The sequence below is a fragment of the Chitinophaga sp. Hz27 genome (assembly GCF_042263525.1).
Lineage (GTDB): Bacteria > Bacteroidota > Bacteroidia > Chitinophagales > Chitinophagaceae > Chitinophaga.
On sequence record NZ_JBHKFJ010000007.1, the window covers coordinates 474,250 to 501,232 of the forward strand.

Below are 26,983 nucleotides of genomic sequence, written 5' to 3' on the forward strand. Positions count from 1 at the left end.
GTTATGCTTTTTTCTTTTTCAGAACGATTTGCTCTGCCTGTTTTTTCACGATCATATCGAAGAAACTACGCAATGATTCATAATCATCAGGCGGGAAGGTTGCTTTAGAAAAACGTACACGGCAACGTAATTGGACACGGTTATCTGCTTGTTGAATGAGATATTGGAACTGGCCTTCATTGTCGTTGAAGTTTACGATGGCAGGTTTTGGCATTTCATCTACTACATAACCTTCCGGCACTTCCAGATTCATGGTATAGATTTCATCAAATACAGCAGGCATCTCTACTGGATATCTTCTTTCTGCAGCTTTGAATATATTATGCTTATAAGCCTCTCCCAGCATAGGGTTCAGGTAGATAACATCATCTCCGCTACCTTCTTCTCCTTTCATCTTGAAGTTATATTTTACCAATACCGGATTATCTAAATCTTCCAGGTTTTCGATTTCTGATTCGGAAAGTTCTACTTCTCCATTGTAGGCTTTTTTAATAGATTCGAAATAACCTTCTTTCTTCTTTTTAGCCACATCGGTACGAATCTTATAAGAAGTCAGATAAGTAGGCTGTTGCTGGAATTGGCCAGAGAAGCCGCCATTTTCGAATTTATCGAAGGTAACGGTTGTCAGGGCGATTTCGTGGAGGGAATCAGCAGAGATATTGAAAGCAGTGCCAATATCATCTACGATACGTGCGTCACCGTTATAGCAGTCGCCCAGGAGTTTTCCGAAGCCCAGCATAGGATGTGTGGCGTCCAGTTTTACCGGTTTACCATCGATTTCTACCAATGCAATAATATAGTTGAAGTTGGTCAGCATTGGATAGTATGGGTATACGTAACCATTTTCTCTGGTACTTAAAATCACTGGCGCAGCTTTCAGATTAGCACGACGCAAAAGCCCTACTAATAAGAGATTCACGTCCGAAATATCTCCTTTTTTTTCTGTCAGCGTAGTTTTTAATTTCTGGGAAGTTGTTAATCTTCTTCTATCTGTACATTTAATATTTGTACGAATCCAGTTGAAGATTTTCATGGCTTTCTCTTCGTCTGTTTGGGCACCTTTGATGATTTCTTCGGTGATATTGTCCATGAAGTTGTTGTTCTTACCCATGGCTACACCAAAGTTTTCGTTTTTATTCAGTGCTTCCATCAGCTTAGGCCAGGTGTTACGGAAATCTTTGGTGATCATACCTAAATGGTATGAGCTGAGCTGGAATTCGATTTTATTTACATAGTTATCGACAGTGGTTACATAGCTTTCATCTCTGATTGGCATGAGGTCTTTGGCTGCCCAGCGGTAGTTGTAAACATTTGCATCCATGGTACCCGTTTCGGCAGCAGAGGTACTACTTTTACCACTTCTGAAAATATAGGTGGTACGAGAAGTGCTTCTTGTTTTTTCCGCATAAGGTTCAAAGCCCTGGGCTATCTGTACGTAATCAAAAATTTCTGGAATAGATACAGTATACTCACTCCACAGCGTAGGGATACTATGCTGAAAGGTCCATGGCTCGAGGTTTTCGTAGTATGGAGATATTTTTACGTAAGAATATTCGATGATGGTACCTTCTTTAATTGCCGGGATAGCGAATTTTTTTTCGGTGCGGTTATCATCAATTTTCTCGGTGTAGATATCCTTGCTTTCCAGCTTTGTTTCTACGATCTGACCATTTTCCAGGTTATAGGCAGTTGCCTTGATTTTGCTAACGGTTTCTTCTACGTTATTGTTGTGATAGAGCATGATAGAAACCTGGCCTCTATCAGCGCCGGCTTTATCGACTATCTTAATACGTCGGTGAATTTTATACACCAGGTTGAAGTCCATGGAGCCATCTGACTCAAAAGACGAAGATCCTATTTCGGAGATAATGATAGCGTGTGCTCCAGTGTCTTTATCGAAGCCGAGTTTAAACTCTTCTTTGGAAATCTTTCCATATTTCATTTTTGCTCCGTCCTGAGAAAAACCACTCAACGAGCACAAACAGATCAGCACAATGGAAAATGCTGGTACGACAGAATTATAGCGCATATAGATATAGGAATTATTAATTTTTATCCTGGGTCAATATTGGGCGCAATTTATACAGGCCTGTGAAATTTAAAAAATCGCGGGGGATGTAATCTCGACAAGTTGTAATTTTGCGGCGTGGAACATACCAGGTTTATAAAGGAGCTTGCCCGGGAGTTGGGATTTGAGTACTGTGGCATTTCTAAGGCTACTCAGCTTGACGAAGATGCGCGCAGGCTTGAGGCTTGGCTGAATAAAGGCATGAATGGGACAATGCAGTATATGGAAAATCATTTCGACAAACGGATTGATCCACGTAAGCTGGTAGATGGGGCGCAGTCTGTGATCACACTATTATACAACTATTTTCCTACTGAAGAGCAGCGCTCTGATGCCCCCAAAGTTTCCAAGTACGCCTATGGGGCGGACTATCACGAGGTGATAAGGGCTAAGTTAAAAACGATGCTGGCGCGGATGCAGGAGCGGATAGGCCAGGTGCAGGGCCGTGGTTTTGTGGATTCAGCACCTGTATTAGAACGGGCCTGGGCGCGTAAATCGGGTCTGGGTTGGGTTGGCAAGAATGGTAATATCATCAACAAAAAATCTGGATCTTTCTTCTTTATTGCTACGTTGATCACTGATATTCCGTTGGAGTATGATGGGCCTGTGGGAGATTATTGTGGTACTTGTACCCGTTGCCTGGATGCCTGTCCGACCAATGCCATTGTATCTCCTGGCGTAGTGGATGGCAGCAGGTGTATTTCTTATTTTACGATAGAGTTGAAGGATTTGCTGATACCTTCTGCGATGAACGGCAGCTTTGATGACTGGATGTTTGGCTGTGATACCTGTCAGGATGTTTGTCCGTGGAACCGGTTTAGCAAACCTAATAGTGAGGCGGCTTTTACGCCTATTCCGGCTATTCTGAATTTTTCTACCAGTGATTGGGAGGAGATGACGGAAGAAGCCTTTAAAGAAATCTTCCGTCATAGCCCATTAAAACGCAGTAAATATGCGGGTATCCGCCGGAACCTGCAGTTCCTTAAACTAGATAAATAAATTACTTCTTCCCTTTTGCCTGTTTGATGGCCCAATTGCTGAGGTCAATGGCTGCCTGATAGTTCTGATAATCTGGTGTCAGTCTTTTTCCATCCACATATTCGTTATAGAACCAAGGGTCGCCTACTGCGAATACAGCGCCTTTACCTACTTTGGCTACCGCCATGATAGCGATGTCGCCATCTTTATAAACAGCTCTGGCAGGGGCTTTGAGTGTCAGGCTGGAAATCTCTTTAATATATATTTTCTGTACGCTGGGGAATACTTCATGATTGGCAGGGATCATGAAGGCGCCTTGTTCGTAATGTTTGCCTTGTACGCGGTTACGGGAATCACCGTTGAAGTGAATACCAAAGCGCTCGGAAAGTTTATTGAAATGATCGAACTCCGCGTTGAGAGAATCATTTTCGAGTAATATCAGAACACCACCGGCTTTTACCCAGTTATATATTTCATTGGCATCGCGGTCGTTCATGTAGTTGGGATGGGCCGTTTCCTGCTCTGTATCCGGGTCTACCATGATATAGATATTAGTATTACGCAGGTTGGCTTTCGTAGGCGCTACAGCGAGTGTATCTCTTTTTACGCCCAGGGAATCGAATATATGGCCCCAAAGTGAGAAGCCTCCGTTTTCCTGTTCGTCCCAGATATAATGCCAGCGAATGGTGTTGCCAGCTTTATCTTTCTTAAACTCGTGGTTGTAGTAATAGTCGAGTGTTACCGTCAAACCTTTTCCTGAAGGACTTTGCGCAAAAGTAGACGTAAGTAATCCCATCGCCAGGATGGACATGATTCCGTGGATTAATAGAGAGCGTCGCATAAAAGTTATCAAATTGGGGGAAAAAATTAATCATAATTTTTTACAAATTATAGTCCCTTCAATTTAATTTCTCCCCAATAAAATCTGCAAATTCTGCAAAAATATCTTTGCTAATACTTGACAATGCTTTTAGCAAACTATACATTTGTATTGTGGGAAAGAATGGAGGCGATTGATTTCTGCACTGTAAAATCATTATCACGATAAACTTTTTATGGACCTGAGTGCCATAACGTGGAATTTAATTAAACCTACCCTAATTCTTTAGGGTAGGGATTTTTTCTCTTTCTTTTATGTCTAATTGTATGTCTAAGACGACAGCTGCCTGTATTTTCTTAATCTAATTTTTGTTGATAGAAGAAGGATGAATCCTTTCCCATAGAAAACATGAACTTCCCTGTAATGGTGAATGGAATAGAAGTTTTACCAATCTTCTGTACATATACCGCTTTATGGTAAAAGTCGATTACCATAGAATCCAGGTACATATAGGAAATACGCATATCATAATAGCCAAGGTCCTTCATACTTTTGAAGGCCTGACGATTTTTATCACTTTCATTTTCCAGGTTCCATAAATCATTGGGGAATACCTTATGTTCCAGCCGATAACGTTTTACCGCTTCTACAAAGGCCATGCTGGGGATGATCTGATGTTTTCTTTTTTTGATACCTACGGGAATACTCATGGTATCACAGCCACTTAACACCATGGCGATAGCCATAGACAGGCATAGGATGCTAGTACAGATTTTCATTTCTATCTCAGAATATATATAACGAATGTACTGGAATCGATTGAATATCAGGAGACTGTTGTTTCGATTTATTTTCGGAGAGAAAAAACTTATATTGCCCTTAAGTTATGTCAACCAAAGCAGTGTGTAAATGAGGAAGAGGACCTTACTGAATCTACTTGTATCGACCGTATTATTTTTTGTGCATGCCGTCGGCCTGCACGCCCAAACGCTTAACTACCAGTTCAACCACATCGATATTAACCAGGGCCTGCTCAATAACCAGGTCAATTGCATATTCAAAGATAGCACAGGTTTCATGTGGATAGGCACCATATCGGGATTGAACCGCTTTGATGGCTACCATTTCAAAGCCTTTCAGCACGATATCCGCGATACTGCCAGCCTTTCAGATAATTCCATAGAAAAAATACAAAGAGGGCCCAGTAACCAACTATGGCTCTATACACGCAGTGGTATCAACATCTATGATCCCGCTACCAGCCGCTTTAATCATCGGCCTGCAACCTTATTACAGCAATGGGGTATCCCGGGAAATACAATCAAGTCAGTCATCTGCCTACAAAATCAATACCTCTTCCTACATCCCACCAATGGCGTTTACCTGCTGGAATATAGTATTGACAAGCATCTCGCACAAATCATCTACACAGATAAAAAAAATCACTACCAGACCAGACATCTCCAACATCTCCCTAACGATTCTACTTCTATTATCAATAATATCATTGCAGATATCAATGCTGACAAAGATGGTAACTACTGGACCATTCATAGCAACGGTATCCTGGAACATGTGAACAGTACTACTTTACAGGTAGATTACCGTAATCATTCCCTTGAAAGACCTGACAGCACTGGGTTTACCATGACTACCGATCAAGATGGTGATCTGTGGCTATTTTCAGAGAAAGATGATAATGGAGTATGGTTCTTTAACACCAAAGAAAAAAAATGGACCAACTTTTCGCAAACCACGCCAGGACTAGCGTTGAACAACAATATCATCAGAGGGATTGTGCAGGCGAGCAACGGTGAAATATGGATTGGTACAGATCATGGCGGTATTAATATCATCAATAAAAAAACACATAGCATCCGCTATATACAACATATTGTAGATGATAACCGTAGCTTAAGCCAAAACAGCATTACCACCTTGTACAAGGATAACAGCGGTATCATCTGGGTAGGGACTTTCAAAAAAGGTCTGAACTATTACCATGAAAACATGGTGAAATTTCCTTTATATCAATATCAATCGTACAATAAAAACAGCCTGCCTTTTGACGATGTAAACCGATTTGTGGAAGATGCAAAAGGCAATCTTTGGATTGGCACCAATGGCGGCGGACTCATATACTACGATCGAAACCACGGTACATTCCAGCAATTCAAGCATGATCCGGCCAATGCCGCCAGTATCTCCGGAAATGTTGTCGTGAGTTTATGTATAGATCATGCCCAGCAATTATGGGCAGGCACTTACTTCGGAGGACTGGATCGCTTTACCGGCAATGGTTTCGTGCATTATAAGCACCAGGCAAATGATCCCAATAGCATTAGTGATAATAGTATCTGGGAGATCATGGAAGATGACCAGCAACAACTGTGGGTAGGCACGTTGAATGGGGGACTGAATGTCCTGAATCCCACCAGGGACAAGTTCCGCCATATGGACGAGGTATATAAATCAAAGTATGTAGCAGCTTTATTGGAAGATCATGCCGGTAATATCTGGACAGGCAGTTCAGAAGGAATAACATTATATAACCCGGCCACGGGAACGGTTACACGCTTTGTTGGCAGTAATGGCAAAGCTGGGAGCCTTAGCCACAACAACGTGGTATGTATTTTTGAAGACAGCCATCAACGTATATGGGTGGGCACCCGTGAAGGCCTCGACCTCTATAACCCCGCTACTAAAACATTCCATACCCTTCGCCGCGAAGATGGCCTCCCTGATAATACGGTGCTCAATATCCTGGAAGCCAACGACGGCACGCTGTGGATGAGCACTCCCAATGGGTTGAGTTGTTTGACCGTCAGTGCTGATAACAAGGACTTCCGCTTTAAAAACTATGATGAATCCGATGGATTGCAAGGCAAAGAGTTCAATGAAAATGCAGCACTGAAGACATCTAAAGGAGAGCTATTATTTGGTGGTGGCAACGGTTTCAACCTATTCTACCCCGATAACATCTTACTGAATAAAACTATTCCGCCGGTAGTACTGACCGACCTGCAGGTATTTAACCGCAGCATTCAGCCTGGTGAAAAGCTGCGCGGGGACGTGATTTTAGCGCAAAATCTTTCGCAGACAAAGGAAATCACGTTACGGCATGACCAGAATATGTTTTCCATTGAGTTTGCCTCGCTGAATTATTTTCATCCCGAGAAAAACCGCTACGCCTATATGCTGGAAGGCTTTAACAAGAACTGGCTCTATACAGACGGGAGTCAGCGCAAAGCCACTTTCACCAATCTTGATCCAGGAGATTACATCTTTAAAGTGAAAGCCTCCAATAACGATGGGATCTGGAATGAGGCCGGCACCACCTTGCTGATACATATCCTCCCTCCTTTCTGGAAAACCTGGCCGGCGTTTCTTCTGTATGCATTACTGATATCAGGTGCTTTGCTACTGGCACGCAGGATCATCCTGGAAAGGGAGCGTTTGAAATTCAGCATAGAGCAGCAACGCCGCGAAGCAGAAAGAATGCATGAACTGGACACACTGAAAATCCGCTTCTTCACAAATGTTAGCCACGAATTCCGGACGCCGTTGAGTCTTATTATTACGCCCTTGGAAAAGCTGATTGGCCACGGAGAAAATCCCTTGAAAGGTCAGCTGGAGTTGATGCACAGAAATGCGCGACGTTTATTAAATCTGGTGAACCAGCTGCTGGACTTTAGAAAGATGGAGGTAGAAGAGATTAAACTACATGCAGCGGCTGGAGATATTGCCGCCTATGTGAAGGAGCTGACCTATTCCTTTTCAGACCTTTCGGAAAAGAAGCATATACAACTGACCTTCTCTAGCAACGTGAAATCGTTGAAAATGCTGTATGATGCAGATAAAATCGAAAAAATATTATTCAATCTCTTATCCAATGCTTTCAAATTTACGCCTGAAGACGGGCGGATTGAAGTAGAACTTCAATATGATGCCGGGCAGGAACAATTAGAGATAACGGTAAAGGATAATGGAATTGGCATTCCACTTGAAAAACAGGCGCATATCTTTGAAAGGTTCTTCCAGCATGACGTTCCAGGGTCGGTGATGAACCAGGGCAGCGGCATTGGACTAAGTATTACGCGAGAGTTTGTGAAGTTGCACGGTGGCAGTATCAGTGTAGACAGCGCTCCGGAAATGGGCAGCTGTTTCCTGGTTACTTTGCCGGTGCATACTATGGAAGCAGCTGTGGCCGGGCAATTGAGCACCACCGTAAGAGAACCGGCCAATAGCACCATGCCCACGCCAGCAATTGTTGTGAATAAAGATCTGCCAACCATTTTGCTAGTAGAAGATAATGAAGACTTCCGCTTTTATTTGAAAGATAATCTTAGTCAGTATTTTAATATAGAAGAAGCGGAGAACGGGCATGCCGGCTGGAAAAAACTACAGCAACTGCAACCTGACATGATCGTAAGTGATATAGCCATGCCCGTTATGGATGGGCTGGAGTTTTGCCGTAAGGTAAGGAAAAGTGATAAAACCAGTCATCTCCCTATGATCATGCTCACTGCCAGGGCCGAAGAAACGCAACAGCTGGAAGCCTTGGAGATTGGCGCCACTGACTATATTACCAAGCCATTCAATTTCGAGATGTTGTTGTCCAGGATACGGAATACTATTGCCAGACAGGAATCGTTGCGTGAAACCTTCAAGCAACACTTTGAAGCCAATCCAAGTGAGATCGTCATTTCTTCCGCTGATGAACAGTTTATACAACAAGCCATAGACATTGTAGAAAAAAATATATCTAATCCAGACTTCTCGGTAGAGGAATTAAGTCGTGCACTTTATATGAGCCGGGTATCTGCCTACAAGAAAATTTTGGGCATCACGGGGAAGTCGCCCATAGAATTTATCCGGAGCATTCGTTTAAAACGTGCCGCCCAGCTGTTGGAAAAAAGTCAGCTGACGGTAGCCGAGGTAGCCTATGAAGTAGGGTTCAACAACCCAAAATATTTCACCAAGTACTTCAAGATGGAGTTTAATGAATTGCCATCTGTTTACAGTAAGAAAAAAGTAGACACACCTTAAAATCAGCCATGATGGCGGATACATTAACAATCCGCTACCTACAGCATTCTAAAAAAGAGCGTTTTCAGTTAACATTTTGACCCCTAATCCTGAACAGAACCGTACCCTCAGTCTGACATGGTGCCGTTATTTTTGTTTTCACCGTTATGAACGTTGCCAACGCAAAAATTCCACTATTATGATAAAGAGGACGATTCCGATTGTATTACTCACCTGGTTATCTTCCTGGTGTTATGCCGGGCAGGTAGATAAATTAGCCGACGGACTTATCATCAGACCTATGCATCCTGCCGCTAATGGCGCCAGGCAAATCAGACTGCAGGTTGTCAACGACAAAATAATTCATGTTACTGCTACTCCTGGTGAAACATTCAGCACCACCCCAAGCATTATGGCCGTGACGCCGGCTACCAGCAATGCTAAATGGGACTATACAGAGGAGGGAGATGATTTTGTAATACGTACTACAGCATTACAGGTGCATATCAATAAAAATACCGGCAGGATCTCCTATAAATATCCGTCTGGAAAAATCATACTCACCGAAAACCAGGATGGAGGGCGTCAGTTTGAAGATATTACCATAGATGGTAAAAAGTTATATAAGATACAGCAGATCTTCGGGAATGAGTCTCAGAGCGGCATCTATGGACTGGGCCAGCATCAGACGGGTCTGATGAATTACAACGGCGAAGATGTGGACCTGACGCAATATAATTCTATTGCAGTAGTGCCTTTCCTTGTATCCACAGACCGATATGGCATCTTGTGGGACAATTACTCCATTACTAAGTTTGGTGATCCGCGTAGCCGGCAGCAGTTGAGTGCCTTGCACCTGACCGGCGCAGATGGTAAAGCTGGCGGATTAACAGCAACATATGCAGATAAAGCCACTGGTCAGATATACCTGAAAAGATCCGATGACCATATAGATTATGAATTCCTGGAAGATCTTCCAAGGTTGCCGGAGCAATTTCCGATGGCTAAAGGCAAAGTGACCTGGGAAGGTAAGATGAGCGGAGATGAATCAGGCGACTATAAATTTTTCGTACAGGCGTCAGGGTACCTGACCATTACCGTCAATGGTAAAACCCTGCTGAATAAATGGAGAGAGAGTTGGAACCCAGGTCCATCGCAGTTTAAGATCAACCTGAAAAAAGGGGTAGCCGTTCCCATTAAGATTGAATGGACGCCGGAAACAGTGCAGTCGTTCCTGTCCATGAAGTTGCTCACACCAACACCGGCGGCCTACGCACAGAAGACGGTATTGAGTTCGGAGGCAGCAGAGAAACTGGATTATTACTTCGTTAGTGGTAATAATATGGACGAAGTTATCAGCGGTTACCGCCAGATTACCGGTAAAGCCACCATGCTGCCACAATGGGCCATGGGCTTCTGGCAGAGCCGTGAACGATACAAAACGCAGGATGAGATTGAGCAGACGGTCGCCACTTTCCGCGAAAAGAAAATTCCATTAGATAATATTGTTTTAGACTGGAGCTACTGGAAGCAGGACGAATGGGGAAGTCAGGAGTTTGATCCTGCTCGCTTCAGTGATCCTAAAGGTATGATTTCCCGCCTGCATGATAAGTACCATACTCATTTTATGATCAGCGTATGGCCTAAGTTCTACGAAGGTATCGATAACTATAAGCGTCTCGATGAAAAAGGCTGGCTGTATAAGCAGAATGTCATCAACAAGCAGCGCGACTGGATCGGCCAGGGTTATGTATCTACCTTCTACGATGCCTTTAATCCGGATGCCCGCAAAATGTTCTGGGGTTTCATGAATGAGCACCTGTTCAGCAAGGGCGTAGATGCGTGGTGGTTAGATGCCACTGAGCCTGATATCCTGAGCAATACTACTATTGAAAACCGCAAGGCGCTTATGAATCCAACCGCTATTGGCCCATCTACCCAATATTTCAATACCTATTCTGTAGAAAATGCCCGTGGCGTTTATGAAGGGCAGCGTGCTACCAATCCTGATCAGCGTGTATTCATTCTTACCCGCTCTATGTATGCAGGCAGCCAACGCTATGCAGCGGCATCCTGGAGTGGAGATATTGCGGCTACGTTTGAAGAGTTGAGCCGTCAAATCCCTGCAGGACTGAATTCCAGCATGTCGGGTTTACCTTGGTGGACAACAGACATAGGAGGTTTTTTTGTAGAAGATAAATATGATCATCCGAATCCCGTTGGTCCTGCATTAGATGAATGGAGAGAGTTGAATACCAGATGGTACCAGTACGGCGCATTTTGTCCGCTGTTCAGGGCACATGGTCAGTATCCATACCGTGAGATGTTTAACATAGCGCCAGAAGGCAGTGAAGCGTTCAAGTCTATGCTGTATTATGATGAGCTGCGCTATCGCCTGCTACCTTATATCTATACCCTTGCTGGCGATACTTACCATAACGACTATACGGTAATGCGTGGTTTGCCTATGGATTTTGGCGCAGATACTACAGTTCGTAAGATCAAAGACCAGTATATGTTTGGTCCTGCCCTGCTGGTAAATCCAGTTACAAAGTATAAAGCAAGAAGCAGAGAATTATATCTGCCAAAGGGAACAGGATGGTATGATTTCTATACAGGAAAATATGAAGCTGGCGGCCGTATGATCACTGCAGCAGCACCACTTTCGAAGATGCCTTTGTATGTAAAAGAAGGTAGCATCCTTCCTATGGGCCCTGTTTTACAGTATACCTCCGAGCGCAAACCAGACACTTTAAACATCTATGTATATACGGGTAAAGATGCTTCCTTTAATTTATATGAAGATGAAAATACAAATTACCAATATGAGAAAGGAGCATTCAGCAGAATAGATTTTAAATGGAACGACACCAGGAAGGAGTTCACGATATCCGCCAGGGAAGGCCGTTTCCCGGGAATGCTGGAGACAAGATATTTCAGAATTTTTTACGTGGGAAAAGATAAGCCGGTATCACCGGATCAGTACAACACAGGAGGTGAACTGATAACATATAATGGAATAGCAAAAACGATCAGGGCCTTCTGACCCGGATCAATTTTTTCAGCTACTCGTAATGGATTTGAAAAAAGCTACTCGTAATTGAATTTAATAATAACCAAGACACATTACCCAGCCTTATAAAACACGTTAAACATGAAAATCTGGTACAATCAAGGCAGTACACTGTTCAAGCAGTATTTGCTAGGTACGATGGCCGTGTGCGGTTTCACCCTTACTGCACCGACACTGGTACACGCTACCACACTTAACACAGCTCCATATACCTTTCGGCAGGCAGTAAGCGGACAGGTAGTGGATGCTAAAGATGGCACTCCCCTTCCAGGTGTCAACGTAATGGTGAAAGGCACCACCAAAGGCGCCACTACCAAAGAAGACGGAACATTTACACTTGACGCACAACCAGGGGACGTACTCGTTATCTCACTGGTTGGTTATACCAAACAGGAAATTAAAGTACAGCGTTTAGCCGGCAACGTTATTAAGCTGGCATCTGCTGCTACCGGCCTCAATGAGCTGATAGTAGTAGGTTATGGCGCACAGAAGAAAAAAGTGGTTACCGGCGCTACTGTCCATCTGGGCAATGGGGACCTTATCCAGAACCATAGCGTAAGTGTAGAATCTTCTTTACAGGGCCAGGCGCCAGGCGTGCAGGTAACTTCGAACTCCGGTCAGCCGGGAGAACAGCTGAAAATCCAGATACGTGGTATAGGTACGAATGGCGATAGCCGTCCGCTATATATCGTTGATGGATTTCCGGCAGATGATATCACTTACCTGAACCCGTCGGACATTGCCTCCCTGGACATCCTGAAAGATGCTGCCAGTACAGCGATCTACGGTACCCGTGCTGCCAATGGCGTAGTATTGATTACTACACGCAAAGGTAAAGAAGGACGTACCAACGTTACCCTCGATGCCTCTTATGGCGCACAGAATCCGGCCCGTAAGATGTCGTTGCTGAATGCCCAGCAATATGCGGTGATCATGAACGAGGCGAGCATCAACTCCGGCAAATCACCAATATTCAGTGCCGACGCGCTCAGCAAACTGGGCAAGGGCACCGACTGGCAGGATGCGGCCACCTTGAAAAACGCGCCGATTCAGAATTACAGCATTGGCCTGAGTGGCGGCAACGCCAAGTCCGTATATTCGACCGCGTTATCCTATATGGGACAACAAGGTATCATGGGCTTGCCAGGCAGATCTTTCTTTGAACGTACTTCCTTCCGCATTAACTCAGAACATAAAGTTTGGGACGACAGGATCAAAGCCGGTGAAAACCTCAACTATGCACATATCCGTCAATCAGGCATCGGTACCGGCAACATCTATAATAACTCTATCCGCGGCTTACTCAATGCCAGTCCTGTGATGCAGCTGAGAGATACCGCCGGCAACTATGGCGTGTCTCCAATGGCGGCAGATGAAGTAAACCCAATCGGATTACTTGACTATACACAAAACAGCAAAAGCATTACAGATCGGTTGATTGGTGATGTTTATGTAGATGCTACCATTATTAAAGGACTGGTGTTCCGTTCCGATTTCGGTATAGATCTCTCCTATGTATACAACAACAGCTTTGTTCCGGTATACAATCTTGCTACCAACAACAGCAATACGCATAGCACTGCCAGTCAGGGTATGTACCGCAACCTGAAATGGAACTGGGATAATACCCTCGCCTATCAGCGACAGTTTGGCAAAAGCAATCTGAATGTAATGGCCGGTATGACTGCCTTATCATTTGATGGTTATAATGTAGGCGGTTCTGCCAGCGATCTTATCATCAACGATCTTGCACATGCCTTGCTGAGCAATGGTACCAATGACTCTCTCCGTAAGGTATTTGGGATGCAGGCAGGCAACAGGTTGGCGTCTTACTTCGGTCGGGTGCTGTATAATTTTGATGAGAAGTATTTGCTGACTGCCACCATCCGTAGAGATGGTTCTACCAGGTTCGGTTCCAATAATCGTTATGGCGTATTCCCAGGCTTCTCTGTGGGTTGGGTAGCAACAAATGAAGGCTTCATGAAGGCAGCCGATTCCTGGCTGAACTTCCTGAAAGTCCGCGGTGGATGGGGCCAGAATGGCAATGACCGTATCCGTGATTACGCGTATATGGCTACTGTTTCTAATCTCTACAGATCTTACTATTTTAATAATGCAAAATCTGTGGGTGCATCTCCCGATATTATCGCCAATCCAGATCTGAAGTGGGAAAGATCAGAACAGACAGATATTGGATTTGATGCAACTGTATTTAAGGATTTCAACATCACCTTTGACTGGTATAGGAAGCTGACCCGCGACTGGCTGGTTACCGCTCCTATTCCGCAGCTGGCAGGTACCGGCGCTCCAACCATCAATGGTGGCAGCGTGCTTAACAGAGGCGTGGAACTGGCGATCAACTACTCACACTCCTTCGGCGATTTACGTATAGGCGTTGGTGGTAACATCACATTCAACCACAATGAAGTGATGAGCATTCCTAACCAGGAAGGCGTATTGCATCCTTCGTACAATGGCGTCCTCTCTTCTAATATGGATGAATATTATAGAGCGCAGAACGGAATGCCAATGGGTTACTTCTATGGTCTGAAAACAGCAGGCATCTTCCAGAATCAGGCAGAAATCGACGCTTACACCGATAAAAGTGGAAAGAAAACCCAGCCGAATGCACAGCCTGGCGATGTTAAATTCGTAGACCTCAACGGCGACGGCGTCATCGATGGAAACGATAAAACAAAAGTAGGTAGTCCTCTTCCTACAAACACCTATGGCATCACACTGAATGCCGACTACAAAGGCTTTGACCTCTCTGTATTACTCAGTGGTGTTGGCGGCAACCAGATTGTAGATGGTACAAGATCTTACGATAGATTCTACAATAATTATTCTACAGATATTTTCAATCGCTGGCATGGAGAAGGGACTTCTAACAGCACTCCTCGTGTAACACTTGGCGATGAGCCTAACGGTAACTATACGAAGTTCTCCGATCTGTATGTTCGTAATGGTGCATTTATGCGTATCAAGAGCGTAAACCTCGGCTACGATTTTAAGCATAGTCTGCTCAAACACAGCAGTCTCCAACAGTTCCGCCTATACGTTTCAGGTATGAACTTATTCACCTTCACGCATTATCATGGACTGGACCCGGAAGTGGGTTATGGTATCGACACCTGGTCATCAGGCACTGATCTGGGTTATTATCCACAGCCAAGGACACTGTTAGTGGGACTCAATGTTAAATTCTAATTGCAGCAATTATGAAAAAACTAATCGTATTATTTATAGCAGGCAGTATGTTAGCCTCCTGCGGCAAGAAGTTTCTTGAAACCAGTCCGCTGGACAGGAAGACAATAGACGCTTTTTACAAAACACCAACAGATGCTTACCAGGGGCTTGTTTCAGCGTACAGCATGCTGAATCAGGATGGTTATGGCAATATCTTGCTGACCTCCGAAATAGCTTCAGATGACGCTTTCGGCGGTGCCGGGAATGCTGACCAGGGCTTGAATCAATGGGATAAGTTCATCAACATGAACGACATTAATTCTGCCGCCTGGAGTAAATATTATCAAGGCATTTATCGTTGTAACATCTTGTTACAAAACATAGATGGAGTAGATTTCAAAACAGATACTGCTACTAAAAACAGGTATATCGCGGAGGCAAAGTTCCTGCGGGCATACTATTATTTTGATCTGGTGCGTATGTTTGGCAATGTGCCATTGATCACCAAACCATTAGAGCCGGGCAATTATTTCATTCCGCAGTCTAGTCCGGACAGCGTTTACGCGCAGATAGCCACTGACCTGAAAGATGCGGCCAATGCCTTACCTGCCAAGCAATTCAGCGCTATTCCAAGTTCAGAGTATGGCCGTGCTACCAAATGGGCTGCCGAATCCTTGCTGGGTCGGGTATTCCTGTATTATACCGGTTATTATGGCAAACAGAGTATAGGCGCTGTAGTTAGTAAGGATGCCGCTACCGCAGCAATAGAAGATGTGATCCAGAACAGTGGCTATTCGCTGGTACCTAAGTTCAACAACCTTTTCCGGGCCTCTTCAGACGCTAATGGTTTTGCCGGGCAGAATAACCAGGAAGGCATCTTTGTTATTCAATATACTTATCTGGGATTAGGTGATGCGAATCAGAATAATGGTAACAGGGTGCAGGTGATGATAGGTATCAGAAGCCAGGTGCTGGGGCCATATTATAAAGGCTGGGGGGCTGCTACGGTGAATCCTGCATTGTACAGGGCTTATCAGATCGGCGATACACGCAGGTCATCCTCTATCATCTCTATTGATGATGAAGGATATGCCAGTCAATACACACTAGGAGATCAGGCACAGTATACCGGATATTTTATCAAGAAGTATACACCTATTAGTGATAAAAAGCCAGAAGATCTGGGTGGTAATTTCCAATGGGATAACTACGATAATTATCCGGTGATTCGCTTTGCAGATGTGTTGCTGATGGGTGCAGAGCTGAATTTTAGTAGCAATATCGGAAAGGCGCAGGGTTACCTGAACCAGGTCAGGGACCGTGCATTCCAGGACCAGGCACATCGTGCAACACTGAGCAGTTTACAGCAGATCATGGATGAGCGGAGATTTGAGTTGGCGTTGGAAGGGCATCGTTACTGGGATTTACTGCGTCAGGGAGTGAGCGTGGCTAAATCCGCGATCGACAATGTCGGCGCTACTGCGGCCTTCAATATTACTTTCCGTCCAGAAACCAAAGGACTGTTCTCAATACCAGAAACACAGATCAATCTTTCCAACGGTACACTGCATCAGAATACTGGCTGGTAATAGCTGTCATCATAAATACTTACTACAATGAAACGTCTTCATATATATAGTTTAATACTGCTGGCAGCAACGGTGTATGCCTGCAAACCGTATGAAAAAGACATTACCCCTGAAAGTAATGCAGGTATCAAGCTGGATTTCAGCGTAACACAGACACCAGGCTATGATAACCAGGTCACTTTTAAAAGTAATACTAAGGGCGCCATTCCTTACTGGGATTATGTTTTTGGTGGCACCAATCAAAAAGATGCGGTGGTGGTGATGCCTTTTGCGGGCGACTGGTATGTCAAGTTCTTTGCCTATGGCGCGGCTACGCCAAAGTATGATTCTGTGAAAGTGACCGTATCAGAGAACGACCCGTATTATTTCAGCAGCAAGTACTGGGAGCTGCTCACTAATGGCGCCGCAGGTAAAACATGGGTATGGGCAATGGATGCACCCGATAACAGCTACTATGGCGTGGGCCCGGGCGATTCCCCTACGCCTACCTGGTGGGTTCCTAGTGTTACAGAATTTACCGGTTATGGTGTGATAAATGATGAGATGACCTTTGATCTTAACAAGGGGCTCAATTATCGCTTGTTGCATGCAGGCACTACTACCAAGGCTAATTTTTCCCTGGACACCTTGAACCTGACTTTAAAAATCAGTGGTGCTGATATCTCTTATGGAGAGAAGGTTACCTATAATATATTAAAGCTGACAAACGACGAGCTGTCATTAGTACAGCAGGGTGATGGCTGGCGTAAGTACTGGCATTACAAGCGTAAAGGATTTACATTTTAAAATTCCGCTTATGCCCCGTCTCTACTTTGTGGAGACGGGCTTTTATTACAAAAACATTCAGTATACAATATGCTGTTTTGGTTGTTACCTGTTGCCGGTGCTTTTCAGCTCCGGCTATTTTTTTTGGGAAAGATATTTATTATCTTTCCTTAATAACCTCAATGTATACATGGAAATAAGCGTTCTGACTGCACCTGGGCTGGGTAGTTCTGGTCCTGAACATTGGCAGACCCTCTGGGAGCAGATTATTCCCGGCACTAAACGAATAGAGCAGAGTTCCTGGGATGCACCGGTATGTGCGGCCTGGGTGGCACAGATAGAGCGGGAAGTGGCTGCAGCGGGTCCGAAGGTGGTGATAGCTGCTCATAGTCTGGCTTGCATAGCGGTGGCTCATTGGGCACAGCAAACGAAACGGAGTATTGCCGGCGCTTTGCTGGTAGCGCCAGCAGATGCTGCAAGGCCAGGGTTTCCGGTGGCAGCATCTGGTTTCACACCCATTCCTTCTTCCAGGCTTCCATTTAAGACTATTGTTGTTGCTAGCACCAACGATGAGTATTGCAGCTTAGACAGGGCCACTTACTTTGCCGCTTCCTGGGGCAGCCGGTTTGTAAACCTGGGTGCCAAAGGCCATATCAATGCAGCATCGGGCCTTGGCGAGTGGCCAGACGGCCAGCGGTTACTGAAGGAATTAGTGATGAATTGGGCAACCCTGTAAGGGCTGCCTTATTTTAATAATGCCAGTACCGCCGGATCATTGTAATCATCGATAAAGGCTATAATATTACTATAAGCATCGAACTCATCACGTGTATGCATGGTAGTGAGTACGACTGCCTGCATACCTGCATTAGCAGCGGCTTCTACACCTTTAGGCGCATCTTCGAATACGATACACCGTGAAGGTGATACCTCCACCGCAGCGGCGGCCTTCAGGAAAACTTCCGGGTCTGGCTTGCTGGAAGTAACATCTTCTGCACTTATCACCGCTTTGAAATACTGGCGGATATTTAAATTATCCAGCACATATCCGATATTAAACTGGTTGGCAGCAGTACCGATAGCCATTGGAATTTCCAGTGCAGCGGCTTTTTCCAGGAAAGCAGGCAATCCTGCGATCAGCTGCAGATGCGGGCGGAAAGCCTCCTGATAAAGTTCTTCCTTCTCCTGCGCGATAGATGCCATTTGCTCTTCGGTAAAGTGATCCTTTCCGAAAATACGCTCCAGCAATTCTTCATTTTTACCGTACATATGTGCCCTCACCTGTTCCCGGTTCAGGTTTGCCCCGAGTTTGTTAAGCATATTATACCAGCCTTCCAGGTGATATTCCATGTCGTTGATCATGGTGCCGTTCATGTCGAAAATAAAAGCCATGTTTCTGGTTCTTTTGATGAAGTTCTACGATAAAAAAATGTATATTAGGACTGATTTTAGTGTTAACTAAATGCATACAAGTAATTGTATGGTCCATTTGGCCGTGTCTGCTGCAACAGGCGCGGTTTTTTTTGCAAAGTACGGAGATTCCCCGAAAGGTGCAGCTTGTAGCGGCTGATAAACAAATTACTAAGCACGGCCATATTGGTAAGTGCCCAAAAAAAATTGTTATATTTGGTTCTGACCTCTTAGAAAACCCGATAAATAATCATTGCGATGGATATAAACCGGAGGAATAATATTCATATCATAGGAAAACCAGATGCTACAGCTACATTAATCTTTGGCCATGGATTTGGATTAGACCAGACTTCCTTTCAACAGGTAATACAGGCATTCTCTGATAATTATAAGATTGTATTGTATGATAATGTAGGCGGTGGAAAATCAGATATTTCCGCTTTCAGTTTTAACCGTTATGCCACCATAGAAGGATATATGAAAGATTTAGCCGATATCGTACATGGGCTGGACCTTCAGCAGATCACTTATGTCGGGCATTCTGTTAGTGGCATGATAGGGCTGATGACCAGTTTGTATTATCCGGATATCTTTAATAAAATCGTCATGATAGGTTCAAGTCCACGGTATGCCGATGATCCCGCACAAAACTATATCGGTGGATTTGATCAGGCATCGCTGGATCAACTGTATGAATCCATGGAAAATAACTACTATGCATGGGCCAGTGGCTTTTCTACCTTGGCGATGAACCAACCCGATCGCCCCGAGCTTGCGCGAGATTTTGCACATTCTTTGCAGCAGATCCGCGCAGATATAGCCGTTAGCGTTGCGAGGTCTATTTTCTCTATGGACCAGCGTCATCTGCTGCCGCAGGTAAAAATACCGGTGCTGATTTTAGAAACTGCCGAGGACATTGCTGTCCCATCTGTAGTAAGTAGGTATATGGAAGCGCATATTCCTGGAAGCAAGCGATATAAAGTGAATACTACCGGCCACTTTCCTCATATCAGCGCGCCTGAGGAAGTTATTGCCGGTATAAAAACTTTTCTATAATTTTCTTCATCGATTTAACTCATAAGTGTGATAAGTTGGGAAAGTAAAGCGCTTAGTTTTATAAATCAGACAAGCCGCTGGGATAAAGACAAACACATAGCGTCCTTCCTCTCTTTTAGTATAGATCTGCTGAAAACCCTGTTACAAGCAAATATTATATTACAGATAGAGTTTGAAGATGAGGCTACCGCTAAAATTAAAAATGCCACGCCTTCTTACCTGGAAGATATGGTGCTGAATCCTGAGCCTATTAAAAAGCTGTTATACAGCAACGGTTTCAAAACTATTTACTGGCAAACGATGCCACCAGATAGCCAGAATGTATTAAGAGAAGTACTACAGGCATTTTCTTCTGCGACGCTCATACCACTACATACCGAACCTGCCAGCAGCCTTATTCTGCTGGGATGGAGCGAGCCTATGTCATTCAACAACTCTTTTCAGGAATGTATGGAAACGATTCGCCTGCGCCTGAAGGAGATTATTACCTATACACAGCAGCATGTTCATTTTCAGCGGGTGGCAGCTCGGTTTTCTGCTATCATGCATACGATCCCTCATGCGCTGATATTCATTAACAATGACGGATATACGGGATGGGTCAACAATTCAGCAGCAGAACTACTAAACCTTTCAGGGCCTGGAGAACAGCTGCCAGCCATACTCTCCGACGCCATGATGCAGCTGCGTAATAAAACCAGCAACGCCTCCGAAATTTACCAGGAAGCCATGCGCCTCTTTAGCAGCCCTAACAAAGCTATTACCGACTGGGAATGGAAGTTTCCTGCACCAGCGGATACAACCTACCTGGTGCAGTGTTTGCCGGTATCTACCCAGCAAATCAGTGGAAGATTATGGATTTTTGAAGAAAAGAAATTGTAGCATCTGATAGTAAACGTATAACCGAAAACGTTACTGCTTATACCAAAGAAAATAAAACCTGCTACCCTTACCTGGATCTGATTCAACCCACACTTTACCACCTTGCTCCTCTACCAGCATTTTAAAGATATTCAGCCCAATACCGCTACCACCAGACTTTTCATCCTCACCCCTTTCGAATAGTTTAAAGATACGGTCTGTATCTCTCTTGGCTATTCCAGGCCCATTGTCCTGCACATAAAATTCATAAAAATCTTCTTTATCCTGCCCACCGATATTGATTTCGGTTTCTTCCTTATCATTATACTTAATGGCATTGGCCAGCAAATTTTGAAATACCTGCTGCAATTTTAATTTATTTGTGAAGATGACCGGCAGTTGATTATCGAAATGAAAATGTACATTTTTTGGCAAAAACAATAATTTAATCAGCTGGTTCAGCAGCTGCTCTACATCCACTTCTTCCTTAGGTTGGTCATCATCATTTTTCAGCGTATAATCCAATACGCTGGTGATCATTTGGGTCAGATGATTGGTAGCAGTAAGTACGATCTGCATATATTCATTTAGATCAGGCTCCTGCTTGATCCGCTCATCTTCACTGATGATATTCAATAACCCGATTGCACCGTTCAACGGGGATTTCAGGTCATGTGCCACTACGAACATAAATCGCTCCAGCTGCTTATTCACCTGTTCCTTCTCTGCCAATGCATTTTTAAGCTCGTTCTGATAGAAATACAGTTTTTCAAATACATTAACCTTTGCACGTGTAAGGTCTATGTCTAACGGCTTGGAAAGATAATCTACCGCTCCTTCCTTAAAGCCTTTCAGCACATACTGTTCTTCCTTGTTGATCGCTGTAACAAAAATGATAGAGATATCTTTTGTTTTTGGATTGGATTTCAGTAGTCTTGCTACCTCATAACCATCCATATCTCCCATCTGCACATCCAGCATGATCAATCCGATATCATTGTGTTTCAGGGCCAATCTCAGTGCTTCATTTCCTGAATTAGCCTTCAGGAAGGTACGCTTAGGTGCCTGCAGCATCTCTTCCAGCGACAACAGATTTTCAGGTCTGTCGTCCACCAGTAAGATTGTTAGCGTATTGGATGCATCGGTCATCGTCATGTTATTTACTTGGTACGGTGTATTTTAGGATATATGATATTATTTCGGCTTCCCGCATGATCTTTATGTTGGAAGAAAGATCTATCGCTGCTTGAGGCATGATGCTGAATTCCGCTTCCGCTGGCTGTTGAGCAATGCCAATGCCACCTGCATTAACAATACTGAGTAAGCCTGCAGCGCCATCATTGTTAGCACCACTGAGCAAGATCCCTACAGATCGCGCACCATAAGCATCTGCCACACTATAAAAACTTTCATCAATAGAAGGTCTGCTAAAATTTACCGGCTCTGAATAATCCAGTGAAAAAGTATGATCTGCTTCTATCAACAGATGATAATTCTGCGGCGCGAGGTAAATTTGATTTTTCTTAATTGGCTCTTTGTCTTCCGGCTCTATGATAATTTTATCACCAGAGAGTAGCCTTCCCAATTCACTATTTACATTTTTCAACCGATGCACAATCAATACTACGGGCACTTTCAGGGTATCTGGCAGTTGCCGGATGATTCTTCCCATTACAGGTAAACTGCCGGCAGAGCCACCTATGGCGATGATATCAATTTCGGTTGCTTGTTGCAATAGATTATAATTTACGTCTGAAAATTTTATTAACAGCGTCTATTACTTCAAAATTTTTTCTTTCCTTACTGAAAAGTAATGATTCCTTAATTCCTAAAGCAAGGTATCCTCTGGGTGTCAAACTATCGTAAAACAGCGACACTACTCGTTCTTGCAGCACTTTATTAAAATATATAAATACGTTCCTGCAACAGATCAGTTGAAATTCGTTGAAGGCATGATCTGTAACGAGGTTATGCTGAAAGAAGATGATATTTTTTCTCAGGCCGGGATTGATAATAGCGCTATCATATCTTGCGGTATAATAGTCGGAAAAATCGTGGCGTCCGCCCGATTGAATATAATTATAGGTATAATCCTTCATCCATCTGCTGGGTACTATGCCAGCATTGGCTCTTTCCAGATTGGCGGCATTCATGTCTGTTGCGTATAGCCGACTCCGTTCGAGTAATCCGGCTTCCTGCAATAAGATCGCCATAGAAAAAACTTCTTCTCCTGTAGCACAGCCAGCATGCCATATCTTGATGATGGGATAGGTGGCGAGCCGGGGCAGCACTTCTTCTCTAAGCTTTCGGTAGAATGCCGGATCACGGAACATCTCTGTTACATTGACCGTAATAAATTCTATCATCTTCCTGAAAAACTCCTGGTCAGATAACAGCAATAGCTTTAGTGTTGCCGTATCATTCAGGCGCATATGCCCCATAAATCTTATGAAGCGGCGTTTCAGCGAGGCGGTCGCATAATTATGAAAGTCGTAGCCATACTGTTCCTGAATGATCTGGATCAATTCACTAAGTGCTGTATTGCTAATTTCTTCTATCATAATTATGGGTAAAATGCTATGACAACCACACTCTAATTACCGACAATAGTTTGTTACCTTCCACTGGTTTGGTGATATAATCAGAAGCCCCCGCATCAATTGAATGTTGCCTGTCTTCCGCCATGGCTTTGGCTGTCAGGGCAATCACCGGCAATTGATGAAAACGTTTATCCGCACGGATTCTTCTCATAGCTTCATATCCATCCATACCGGGCATCATGATGTCCATCAGTACGAGGTCGGTGAGTGGATGTTGTTGCAGTAGCTGTAGTGCTTCTTCACCGTCGGCAGCTGTAAGTACGCTGGCGCCTTGTTCTTCCAGGAGGGCGCTGATCGAAAATACGTTTCGCATGTCATCATCCGCCACCAGTATTGTTTTGCCGGAAATAATATTTTCGGTATCACGAATCACCTGTACTGTTTCCAGTTTCTGCGGATCTATTTTCTGTAATTTATAGAAAAAGAGCTCCAGTTCGTCGAGGAGGCGATCGGTAGCCAGGGCAGAGCTGCGTACAATGGCGGTCGTATATTTTTTCAGCTGCACTTCTTCTGATGTGCTGATGTCTTTGTCGAGATAAGCGATGACAGGCGTTTCGGTCAGATGCGTTTTTTCGTATAGTCGTTGGAGATCTTCCAACGACTTTTCCATTTCATTTCCCAGTTCAAAAATAACGGCATCATATTTCTTGTTTTCTAAATAACTGATGGCCTCGTCGATACCCGTCACCTGGTCGTACTTTGTATCGAGGCGTCTTTCTTCACTTTTATTTTTGATACCTGCGTCATCGCTGAAGCTGCCATAAGCCACCAGCAGTACTTGTTTCAACCTGGCGTTGATTTGTGTAGATATATCCAGGAAGAGGTTGTCTAAGTCTACCGGTTGCAGTGGTTTTTGCGTATATCCATTCACGTTATCTGCCGTATGAGAAGATATTTCATTTGCAGAAACAACATGTACTAATATATCTTTCAGGTCATCTGAACTGCGTAATATTTTCAGAATGCTTTCGCCGTCTATCACTGGGAGGTTCATATCCAGCACAATCGCCACCGGCTTATATTGGCGAGCCATCGTAAGGCCATCCTGACCATTATGGGCGATGATTGTTTTAAATCCTTTGCTATGTGCTACATCGCTGAGCATAGTTGCAAACCAGGTATCATCTTCTACGATGAGGATGAGTTTATCTGAAGACAGCAAGTTATCCCGGTCATCTATAGGCCTTAAGATGGGAGCGACAGGCTCCGGAATAGGCTGGCGCTGCACCTTTACAGGTACGGGTGTGTTATTAACTGTAACTGGAAATACAATGGTAAAGGTACTGCCGGCCGGACTACTATTATCCAAACGGATTTCGCCTTGCAGCAATTGCATCAGTTCCCTGCTGATGGAAAGTCCGAGGCCGGTGCCGCCAAATTTCCTGTTGGTAGAGCCATCCGCCTGTTGGAACGCTTCAAATATAAGCTGCTGCTTATCTTCAGGGATGCCCATACCAGTATCGGTTACGGATACATGAACATATTGGTTCACCATATACCAGGAGAGCGTAATCGTGCCTTTCTCTGGTGTAAATTTAAATGCGTTCGAAAGCAGATTTCTGAGTACCTGTTCCAGTCGTTGTTTATCAGTAGTGATATATGATGGTATATCAGGCGCTATTTTCCTGATAAAACGAATATTTTTCTGTTGTGCAACAATAATAAAAAGATCTTCAATATCCTGTTGAATATTATCTACCCTAACATCTTCCAAATGCATCTCTATCTTTCCAGCTTCTATCTTTGAGAGGTCGAGGATATCATTGATCAGGGTCAGCAGGTCAGAACCAGATTTATGAATGATACCCGCATATTCTATCTGGCGAGGCGTAAGGTTTTTATCTCTGTCTTCTTCCAGGATTTTAGCCAGAATAAGCACACTGTTGAGCGGAGTTCTGAGCTCGTGCGACATATTCGCCAGGAAGTCCGACTTATACCTGCTGCTGGCTTCCAGCTCGGCAGCTTTAGCGGATAATGCCTGGCGGGCAGTTTCCAATGCATGATTTTTCACCGTCATTTCTGCATTTACCTGTCTCAATTCTTCTTCCTGTACACGTAATTCTTCTTCAGAGGTTTGTAATACTTCAGATTGACGACTCAGTTCTTCGTTGGACTGGCGCAGTTCTTCCTGTTGATTCAGCAATACTTCCTTTTGTTCCTGTACCTGGTCTAGCAGGTCTAAAACTTTTTCGCGGCTGATGGCAGCATTTAATGCTACGGCAATATCTTTTGATTGTGTTTCGAGTAATTCCTGTTGTACGGTGCTTACTTCATGAAAGGCGGCCAGTTCGATTACCCCAATGATTTCACTATCGAGCCATAATGGGATCATCACCAATTGCTTGGCGGTGGCTGTTCCGGAGGCGGAACTTACTTTCCAGAAGTTTTCGGGGATATCCGTAATCAGGCGGATGGATTTTGATTTCAGTGTTTGTCCGAGTATGCCTTCGCCGGGCACGAGCGAATCAGGTATATCGGCAGGCATGCCAACGGTAGCGGCTAGACGAAGTTTCTGCATGCTTTCATAGTATACATAAAATGCCCCTGCCACAAAGCGGCCGTAGTTGACCAGTTCAGTCAAACTTCTTTCCGCCATGGTTTTTACGTTCAGGATACCCTGAAGGCTGCTGTTCATTTGGTCCATGCCTACCAGTTTCCAGTTACGTTGATTGGCCTGGTTATTCAATGCCACTACTTCGTCGAGGTTGGCATTAAGATATTCTTGTGTTTTGAGGCGTCGTTTAAACTCGCGGTAGGTAACGGCGATGAGAATGAAGCCAACAATCAGTATGAAGAGATTATTCCAGAGCAGGCCGAAGAAAGCTCTGTTAACAGAATTTTCATTTTCGGTTTCCCGCTGCATGAGAATCCTGTTTTCTTCTGTACGTATTGATACAAAGCAATCGCGGATTTTGTCCATTAATACCGCTTCATTGGAGGTAATAGCGATATTTTCCTCAAACGTTTGTTTGAAGGCATGATGGTCCAGTTCGTTCCAGAAGCTGAGGATAGCGTTTATATTATTTTCCAGGGAGTCCATATTACGCTCTTCCGCAGGATCATCTGCCAGCACGGAACGCAGGGTTAGCAATGCCGGCGCCATTTTAGGCAGATTAATTTCATATGCCTGGAGGAATCTTTTTTCGAAAGTGGCGCGGTATCCGCGACGGGACGCTTCCATGTCTAACAGTAACCTGTCGACACGTTCCAGCTGGTTCAGCCCTTTATAAGTTTGCTGTACCCATACAGATTCTGCCCGTTGTTTTGCGAAGGTGCGCCAGGTAAGGTATCCTCCCAGCAGTACCAGCAACACAACAAGTGCGAATCCAATATACAATCTGTTCACTAAAGAAATCTTCATGCTATCTTATGAGAATACAAATATGAAAATAATAAAGTTGGCCTTTGGTTACTGGAGATAAAAAATATTCTATAATTTTGCTAAAAATATCAAAACTTACTCATATTCAACCTTTTTAACAAATCAAACACATAGTTAGAAAGACTAATATTTCACTGGAACCAATCCAGCTGCGCGATTTG

At 44.1% G+C, this 26,983-nt stretch carries 17 protein-coding genes; 9 read left to right on the plus strand and 8 right to left on the minus strand.

Going from position 1 to position 26,983, the window contains the following annotated elements; translation table 11 throughout:
* Position 1: 1 nt before the first annotated feature.
* Positions 2 to 2,029 (minus strand): transglutaminase domain-containing protein, encoded by a 2,028-nt coding sequence (locus tag ACE38W_RS18965; protein ID WP_375833246.1) that lies wholly within the window; start codon positions 2,027 to 2,029, stop codon positions 2 to 4.
* Between the two features lie 117 nt (positions 2,030 to 2,146).
* On the opposite strand from ACE38W_RS18965, the gene queG reads away from it, so the two are divergent.
* Entirely contained in the window at positions 2,147 to 3,067 is a 921-nt protein-coding gene (queG, locus tag ACE38W_RS18970) for a tRNA epoxyqueuosine(34) reductase QueG (protein WP_375833249.1), read from the plus strand.
* A gap of 1 nt (position 3,068) precedes the next feature.
* Here the strand turns inward: queG and ACE38W_RS18975 are convergent, their stop codons facing one another.
* On the minus strand, positions 3,069 to 3,857 hold the full coding sequence (locus ACE38W_RS18975; RefSeq protein WP_375833251.1) for a hypothetical protein: 789 nt from the start codon (positions 3,855 to 3,857) through the stop codon (positions 3,069 to 3,071).
* A 365-nt stretch (positions 3,858 to 4,222) separates the two neighbouring features.
* Positions 4,223 to 4,645, minus strand: coding sequence for a hypothetical protein (locus ACE38W_RS18980; protein WP_375833253.1), 423 nt, complete (start codon positions 4,643 to 4,645; stop codon positions 4,223 to 4,225).
* A 130-nt stretch (positions 4,646 to 4,775) separates the two neighbouring features.
* Here ACE38W_RS18980 and ACE38W_RS18985 point away from each other — a divergent pair, with 130 nt between their 5' ends.
* The 6 genes from ACE38W_RS18985 to ACE38W_RS19010 all read left to right on the plus strand — a co-directional run bounded on the left by ACE38W_RS18985 (position 4,776) and on the right by ACE38W_RS19010 (position 18,246).
* A complete protein-coding gene (locus ACE38W_RS18985; protein WP_375833255.1) occupies positions 4,776 to 8,915 on the plus strand; it encodes a two-component regulator propeller domain-containing protein in 4,140 nt (1,379 codons plus the stop codon).
* 178 nt (positions 8,916 to 9,093) lie between these two features.
* The gene (locus ACE38W_RS18990) at positions 9,094 to 11,940 is read left to right on the plus strand and encodes a TIM-barrel domain-containing protein (RefSeq protein WP_375833257.1); all 2,847 of its coding nucleotides are present in this window, start codon (positions 9,094 to 9,096) and stop codon (positions 11,938 to 11,940) included.
* A gap of 108 nt (positions 11,941 to 12,048) precedes the next feature.
* The gene (locus ACE38W_RS18995) at positions 12,049 to 15,177 is read left to right on the plus strand and encodes a SusC/RagA family TonB-linked outer membrane protein (RefSeq protein WP_375833260.1); all 3,129 of its coding nucleotides are present in this window, start codon (positions 12,049 to 12,051) and stop codon (positions 15,175 to 15,177) included.
* Between the two features lie 11 nt (positions 15,178 to 15,188).
* Positions 15,189 to 16,745: a RagB/SusD family nutrient uptake outer membrane protein gene (locus tag ACE38W_RS19000; protein WP_375833263.1), complete on the plus strand. Its 1,557-nt coding sequence runs from the start codon at positions 15,189 to 15,191 to the stop codon at positions 16,743 to 16,745.
* A 27-nt stretch (positions 16,746 to 16,772) separates the two neighbouring features.
* A complete protein-coding gene (locus ACE38W_RS19005) occupies positions 16,773 to 17,531 on the plus strand; it encodes a hypothetical protein (RefSeq protein ID WP_375833266.1) in 759 nt (252 codons plus the stop codon).
* A gap of 10 nt (positions 17,532 to 17,541) precedes the next feature.
* Positions 17,542 to 18,246 (plus strand): RBBP9/YdeN family alpha/beta hydrolase, encoded by a 705-nt coding sequence (locus ACE38W_RS19010; protein ID WP_375833268.1) that lies wholly within the window; start codon positions 17,542 to 17,544, stop codon positions 18,244 to 18,246.
* A gap of 8 nt (positions 18,247 to 18,254) precedes the next feature.
* Here the strand turns inward: ACE38W_RS19010 and ACE38W_RS19015 are convergent, their stop codons facing one another.
* Positions 18,255 to 18,902, minus strand: a complete 648-nt coding sequence (locus tag ACE38W_RS19015; RefSeq protein WP_375833271.1) for an HAD family hydrolase — start codon at positions 18,900 to 18,902, stop codon at positions 18,255 to 18,257.
* Positions 18,903 to 19,178: 276 nt separating this feature from the next.
* Between ACE38W_RS19015 and ACE38W_RS19020 the strand changes: the two genes are divergently transcribed.
* Together ACE38W_RS19020 and ACE38W_RS19025 are read left to right on the plus strand one after the other, a co-directional pair.
* Positions 19,179 to 19,979 carry an alpha/beta fold hydrolase gene (locus ACE38W_RS19020; protein WP_375833273.1) on the plus strand — a complete coding sequence of 267 codons (801 nt, stop codon included), beginning with the start codon at positions 19,179 to 19,181 and terminating at the stop codon, positions 19,977 to 19,979.
* Positions 19,980 to 20,006: 27 nt separating this feature from the next.
* Positions 20,007 to 20,861 (plus strand): hypothetical protein, encoded by an 855-nt coding sequence (locus ACE38W_RS19025; RefSeq protein WP_375833276.1) that lies wholly within the window; start codon positions 20,007 to 20,009, stop codon positions 20,859 to 20,861.
* Between the two features lie 30 nt (positions 20,862 to 20,891).
* Here ACE38W_RS19025 and ACE38W_RS19030 read toward each other — a convergent pair whose 3' ends face one another.
* Genes ACE38W_RS19030 through ACE38W_RS19045 form a run of 4 tightly spaced genes read right to left on the minus strand, consistent with a single transcriptional unit; the run spans position 20,892 to position 26,801 of the window.
* Positions 20,892 to 21,989 (minus strand): ATP-binding protein, encoded by a 1,098-nt coding sequence (locus ACE38W_RS19030; RefSeq protein WP_375833277.1) that lies wholly within the window; start codon positions 21,987 to 21,989, stop codon positions 20,892 to 20,894.
* A 7-nt stretch (positions 21,990 to 21,996) separates the two neighbouring features.
* The gene (locus tag ACE38W_RS19035; RefSeq protein ID WP_375833279.1) at positions 21,997 to 22,575 is read right to left on the minus strand and encodes a chemotaxis protein CheB; all 579 of its coding nucleotides are present in this window, start codon (positions 22,573 to 22,575) and stop codon (positions 21,997 to 21,999) included.
* Between the two features lie 4 nt (positions 22,576 to 22,579).
* The gene (locus ACE38W_RS19040) at positions 22,580 to 23,401 is read right to left on the minus strand and encodes a CheR family methyltransferase (RefSeq protein ID WP_375833282.1); all 822 of its coding nucleotides are present in this window, start codon (positions 23,399 to 23,401) and stop codon (positions 22,580 to 22,582) included.
* 16 nt (positions 23,402 to 23,417) lie between these two features.
* Complete coding sequence (locus ACE38W_RS19045) at positions 23,418 to 26,801, minus strand: response regulator (RefSeq protein WP_375833284.1); 3,384 nt, start codon at positions 26,799 to 26,801, stop codon at positions 23,418 to 23,420.
* Positions 26,802 to 26,983: the final 182 nt, after the last annotated feature.